A 5,877-nucleotide genomic window follows, 5' to 3' on the forward strand; every position below is an offset into this window, starting at 1 on the left:
AGAACATTGATTCTGGCATCCATAAAGTCTGGCGATACACCAAAAGGAAGGAAATTAGGTTTTCCTGCAAGCTCAAACTCTGCTAGTCTAGCTGTAAAATCCGCAAAAGTCTCCAATTCTTGGAACTCTTTAAGAAGAGGCAAAACAGGTGTGATACCGTCAGCTTCTCTCTTGTCGAAATCACGAACTAGGCGGTGGTATTTGACAAAGTTTGCCAAGATAGCATCCTCAGGCACCTCTTCATCTGCCAACCACTTGTCTGTTGTCGCCAGCATCAGATCTTCAATTTCCTGGTCTAAATCAACAAAACCTCCTGTTTGAGACTTATCTGCTGGAATTTCAGCTGTTTTCTGCCATTCCCCATTGATTGCATCATAAAAATCGTCTTGATAACGTGTCATCTTGTTCTCGCTTTCATTTGTACTTGCTTTTAGCTTAACAAAAATTACTTGGGAATGCAATTAAAAATGATCTTTCTCTTACCATCATTTCTCAGTTATTATTTTAATTTTTTTAAAAATTAACTTGACTTAATTTTTTTTTAAGGTATATTAAGAGTCAGGAGGAATACAAGTTTATGATACGTATCGAAAACCTCAGTGTCTCCTACAAAGAAACGTTGGCACTTAAGGATATTTCACTAGTGCTCCAAGGACCAACAATTACCGGTATCATTGGTCCAAACGGCGCTGGGAAATCAACACTATTAAAAGGGATGCTGGGAATTATCCCACATCAAGGTCAGGCATTTCTCGATGACAAGGAAGTAAAAAAATCCTTGCACCGAATTGCCTATGTCGAACAAAAAATCAATATCGACTACAACTTTCCTATCAAGGTCAAGGAATGTGTCTCGCTAGGACTCTTTCCTTCTATCCCTCTCTTTCGTAGTTTAAATGCTAAACATTGGAAGAAAGTGCAAGAAGCCCTTGAAATCGTCGGCCTAGCTGACTACGCTGAACGGCAAATCAGTCAACTGTCTGGAGGTCAATTCCAGCGGGTCTTGATTGCCAGATGTTTGGTTCAGGAAGCCGACTATATCCTCTTGGATGAACCCTTTGTTGGGATTGACTCTGTCAGTGAGGAAATCATCATGAGTACGCTGAGAGATTTGAAAAAAGCTGGTAAGACGGTTCTCATCGTCCACCACGACCTCAGCAAGGTTCCCCACTACTTCGATCAAGTCTTGCTTGTCAATCGAGAAGTGATTGCCTTTGGTCCAACCAAAGAAACCTTTACCGAAGCCAATCTCAAAGAAGCTTACGGTAATCGACTCTTTTTCAATGGAGGTGACCTATGATTGCAGAATTTATCGATGGATTGCAAAAATTCCATTTCTTACAAAATGCCTTGATAACAGCTATTGTCGTCGGGGTCGTAGCTGGAGCTGTGGGATGTTTCATCATCCTACGCGGGATGTCACTCATGGGAGATGCCATTTCACATGCTGTCTTGCCAGGTGTTGCCCTCTCCTTCATCTTGGGCCTTGACTTCTTTATCGGAGCCATTGTCTTTGGACTGCTAGCTGCCATCATCATTACCTACATCAAGGGAAACTCGATTATCAAAAGCGATACCGCCATCGGCATTACCTTTTCTTCTTTCTTAGCCCTCGGTATCATCTTGATTAGTGTCGCTAAAAGTTCAACTGACCTTTTCCATATCCTTTTTGGTAATATCCTGGCCGTCCAAGATACGGATATGTTTATTACTATGGGTGTTGGGGCAGTCATTCTCTTGTTAATCTGGATTTTCTTCAAGCAACTCTTGATAACTTCCTTTGATGAACTCTTGGCCAAAGCCATGGGAATGCCTGTCAATTTCTATCACTACCTTCTCATGGTACTCCTGACTCTCGTGTCTGTGACAGCCATGCAAAGTGTCGGAACTATCCTGATTGTAGCCATGCTGATTACCCCAGCTGCAACTGCTTATCTGTATGCTAATAGCCTAAAAAGCATGATTTTCCTTTCCTCAACCTTTGGAGCGACAGCTTCAGTTTTGGGACTCTTTATCGGTTATAGCTTTAACGTTGCGGCAGGTTCTAGTATCGTGCTCACAGCTGCCAGTTTCTTTCTCATTAGCTTCTTTATCGCTCCAAAACAACGATATTTGAAACTGAAAAATAAACATTTGTTAAAATAAGGGGCAAAGCCCTAATAAATTGGAGGATCTAATGAAAAAATTAGGTACATTGTTCGTTCTTTTTCTTTCTGTCATTGCTCTTGTAGCATGTGCTAGCGGAAAAAAGGATGCAGCTTCTGGTCAAAAACTAAAAGTTGTTGCTACAAACTCAATCATCGCTGATATTACTAAAAATATTGCTGGTGATAAGATTGATCTTCACAGTATCGTTCCTGTTGGTCAAGACCCACACGAATACGAACCACTCCCTGAAGACGTTAAGAAAACTTCTCAAGCTGATTTGATCTTCTATAACGGTATCAACCTTGAAACAGGTGGCAATGCTTGGTTTACAAAATTGGTAGAAAATGCTAAGAAAACTGAAAACAAAGACTACTTTGCAGTCAGCGAAGGCGTTGATGTTATCTACCTTGAAGGTCAAAACGAAAAAGGCAAAGAAGACCCACACGCTTGGCTTAACCTTGAAAACGGTATAATTTTTGCTAAAAACATCGCAAAACAATTGAGCGCTAAAGACCCTAGCAACAAGGAATTCTACGAAAAAAATCTCAAAGAATATACTGATAAGCTAGACAAACTTGACAAGGAAGCTAAGGAGAAATTTAACAACATCCCTGCTGAGAAAAAACTCATTGTAACCAGCGAAGGATGCTTCAAATACTTCTCTAAAGCCTACGGTGTCCCAAGTGCCTACATCTGGGAAATCAATACTGAAGAAGAAGGAACACCTGAACAAATCAAGACCTTGGTTGAAAAACTTCGCCAAACAAAAGTTCCATCACTCTTTGTAGAATCAAGTGTGGATGACCGTCCAATGAAAACTGTTTCTCAAGACACAAACATCCCAATCTACGCACAAATCTTTACTGACTCTATCGCAGAACAAGGTAAAGAAGGCGACAGCTACTACAACATGATGAAATACAACCTTGACAAGATTGCTGAAGGATTGGCAAAATAATACTCTTCGAAAATCTCTTCAAACCACGTCAGCTTCCATCTGCAACCTCAAAACAGTGTTTTGAGCAACCTGTGGCTAGCTTCCTAGTTTGCTCTTTGATTTTCATTGAGTATAAGCCTCTGAAAAACGTCATTCTCACCTGAGCTGGCGTTTTTTTTCTATACCCATATTTCCGGTCAAATCATTGGAAAATTTCGACTGTTTCAGCTACAATGGAAGAAAAAAGATTGGAGTATCTTATGGTAACTTTTCTCGGAAATCCTGTGAGCTTTACAGGTAAACAACTACAAGTCGGCGACAAGGCGCTTGATTTTTCTCTCACTACAACAGACCTTTCTAAAAAATCTCTGGCTGATTTTGATGGGAAGAAAAAAGTCTTGAGTGTCGTGCCTTCTATCGATACAGGTATCTGCTCGACTCAAACGCGTCGTTTTAATGAAGAATTGGCTGGACTGGATAATACGGTTGTCTTGACTGTTTCAATGGACCTACCTTTTGCCCAAAAACGTTGGTGCGGTGCTGAAGGTATTGAAAATGCCATCATGCTCTCAGACTATTTCGACCATTCCTTTGGACGTGATTACGCCCTCTTAATCAATGAGTGGCACCTATTGGCACGCGCAGTTTTTGTCCTCGATACCGACAATACTATTCGCTACGTTGAATACGTGGACAATATCAATTCTGAACCAAACTTCGAAGCCGCAATTGCAGCAGCTAAAGCCCTATAGAAAAAATCCTCTGTCACAAAGAGTTCCCTGCTCTTTGAAACGGAGGATTTTTGATTACCAGTAAATACAAGTCCAATCTGATAAATACGACTACCTTACTCTACAGATTTCAAGGCTTCAAGCATATCAACCTTTCTCAGATGATAATTGACAAAGAAACCAAGCAAGGTCAAGATGATACTTACTGCTGCCACTGGAATTACATAAACTTCCCAGCCTACCTGCGGATAAAAGAGAATGGTCGCAGGCGAAATCATTTGAATCAAAAACTGGTGTAAATAGAAACCAGCTACTAGACCAAGGACGATACCCACAAGGGACAGCACAATCGTCTCACGGTAAATGTAGAGAGTGACTTCATTATTATGAAAACCGAGAACCTTGATAGTAGAGAGTTCACGGATCCTCTCAGCTACGTTGATATTGGTCAGATTGTAGAGGATAACAATAGCCAACAGAACCGATACGATAACCAAGATGGTCATGGTCTGATTGAGTGAACTTGCGACCGAGTCAAAGAGTCGAATGGCTGAAGCATTCTGGACGACGCTGGACACCGCAGATTGATTCATAAGTAAGCCAGCCTGTCTTTCGATACTAGTCGCACTGGTATCCCTTAACGAGACCAGATAAGTGTTGGCTTGGGGTAGCTGTCCGTAAATTTGCTCATAGTCAGTCTGACTCATATAAATAAAATGACCAACGTAGTTCTCAGTAATAGCAGCGACCTTTAGTTCCTTACCTTCAATTTCTAGAGTCTGTCCAACCTTAACACCTGCCAGCTGGGCGAGTTTAGCTGTGATGACAACTCCATCTTTTAATGTCAACTCTTGCTGATGGTCTTGCAGATGGATAAAGGAAGTCAAATCCTCCTTATCTGTCATCATAAGAGTAATGGTTTGAAGACCAGCCTTACCTTTGAAATCCTTGTCTAGCGTCTTAGAATAAATTTTCTGATAGGCTTTGATGTCCTGCCCTTTCAACACTTCTTCTAGATTTACCTTGTCCTGATTGGTCGCACTAGGATTTTCAGAGACAATCATCTGATACTGTTGGATTTGTTGAAACTGTCTAGACGGAACTCCTGCTACAGAGGATTGGATTCCCAAACCGGCAAAGAGCAGAGCGACTGAACCTGCCACACCAAAGATCGTCATCAACATCCGCTGCTTATAACGGAAGATATTGCGGGCTGTTACCTTATGAGTAAAACTAAGACGACGCCAGATAAAACCGATGCGCTCCAGTAAGATTTTAGCTCCTTTAACAGGAGGTTTAGGCAGTAAAAGCTGGGCTGCTTCGTCATGAAGTTCCCTACGAGCTACCAAGTAGGCTGGTAACACACTCGCCAACCAACTTAAGACAAGAGCCAGTATACTATAGGTCCAATAGAACTGAATCTGGGTTTCTCCCACTACCATACCTTTTGTAATAACACTTGAAATCACACCGGCTAGTAAATAATGTCCAAGTATACTACCTAGAACTGTTCCTACAGTCCCAGCTACTAGACCGTAAAGGAGAAACTTGGCGATAATATCCTTACTGCGATAGCCCAAGGCCTTAAAAATCCCTGCATGAGTTCGCTCTTCATCCACAAAACGAGTCATAGTTGTGAAGGTCACCATAGCCGCTACGGCATAAAGCACTACAGGAAAGATATTACCCACTGCCCGAATACTGGCTGAAGCATTACTGTACATGAGGTAGCCTTGACTGCCAGGCATGGTCTGACGATTATATACTTGATATTTGGGCTCAGACAAATCATCCAAGACTTGCTGATGTTTTTCTAATTTTTCCTTTTCTTGGACTAGATTTTGTTCGGCCTGCTTTAGTTTATCTTCTTCCTTGTCCAATTCCTGCTTGGATTGGGTAAGTTGAGCACTGGCCTGCTCTCTCTGGGCTTGTGGAAGAAAGGCTAGTTGACTCTCCTGAGCCTGTAAACGAGCTTGAGCAGTTGCTAAACGACGCTTGCCTTCCTGCAAATTAGCCTCAGCCTTGTCAAGGGTTTCTTGGCCCTTGTCTGTGACTCTTGTC

Annotated in this window: 5 protein-coding genes and 1 pseudogene; 4 read left to right on the plus strand and 2 right to left on the minus strand. The window is 41.8% G+C overall.

Annotated elements, in window-relative coordinates:
* A pseudogene (locus SMIDD26_RS07335) lies at nt 1-401 on the minus strand (endopeptidase); the annotation flags it as partial.
* A gap of 176 nt (nt 402-577) precedes the next feature.
* Here SMIDD26_RS07335 and SMIDD26_RS07340 point away from each other — a divergent pair.
* The 4 genes from SMIDD26_RS07340 (at nt 578) to tpx (ending at nt 3,837) form a co-directional block, all read left to right on the plus strand.
* Nucleotides 578-1,300, plus strand: a complete 723-nt coding sequence (locus SMIDD26_RS07340; RefSeq protein ID WP_061439706.1) for a metal ABC transporter ATP-binding protein — start codon at nt 578-580, stop codon at nt 1,298-1,300.
* Nucleotides 1,297-2,145: a metal ABC transporter permease gene (locus tag SMIDD26_RS07345; RefSeq protein WP_000559787.1), complete on the plus strand. Its 849-nt coding sequence runs from the start codon at nt 1,297-1,299 to the stop codon at nt 2,143-2,145. Before SMIDD26_RS07340 ends, SMIDD26_RS07345 begins: the two co-directional genes overlap by 4 nt.
* 31 nt (nt 2,146-2,176) lie before the next feature.
* Nucleotides 2,177-3,106 (plus strand): metal ABC transporter substrate-binding lipoprotein/adhesin PsaA, encoded by a 930-nt coding sequence (gene psaA / locus SMIDD26_RS07350; protein ID WP_061439707.1) that lies wholly within the window; start codon nt 2,177-2,179, stop codon nt 3,104-3,106.
* 239 nt (nt 3,107-3,345) lie between these two features.
* Nucleotides 3,346-3,837 carry a thiol peroxidase gene (tpx, locus tag SMIDD26_RS07355; RefSeq protein WP_000256026.1) on the plus strand — a complete coding sequence of 164 codons (492 nt, stop codon included), beginning with the start codon at nt 3,346-3,348 and terminating at the stop codon, nt 3,835-3,837.
* A gap of 95 nt (nt 3,838-3,932) precedes the next feature.
* Here the strand turns inward: tpx and SMIDD26_RS07360 are convergent.
* A partial coding sequence (locus tag SMIDD26_RS07360) for an FtsX-like permease family protein (RefSeq protein WP_134990243.1) occupies nt 3,933-5,877 on the minus strand: 1,945 nt, incomplete at its 5' end.

Origin of the sequence: Streptococcus mitis (assembly GCF_001579035.1) — a bacterium.
In the GTDB taxonomy this organism is placed as follows: Bacteria; Bacillota; Bacilli; order Lactobacillales; family Streptococcaceae; genus Streptococcus; species Streptococcus mitis_J.

Excerpts from the sequence above, each read along its gene's own strand:
- SMIDD26_RS07345 (WP_000559787.1), top strand. The coding sequence starts at position 1,297 with ATGATTGCAGAATTTATCGATGGATTGCAAAAATTCCATTTCTTACAA.
- psaA (WP_061439707.1), top strand. The coding sequence starts at position 2,177 with ATGAAAAAATTAGGTACATTGTTCGTTCTTTTTCTTTCTGTCATTGCT.
- tpx (WP_000256026.1), top strand. The coding sequence starts at position 3,346 with ATGGTAACTTTTCTCGGAAATCCTGTGAGCTTTACAGGTAAACAACTA.
- SMIDD26_RS07340 (WP_061439706.1), top strand. The coding sequence starts at position 578 with ATGATACGTATCGAAAACCTCAGTGTCTCCTACAAAGAAACGTTGGCA.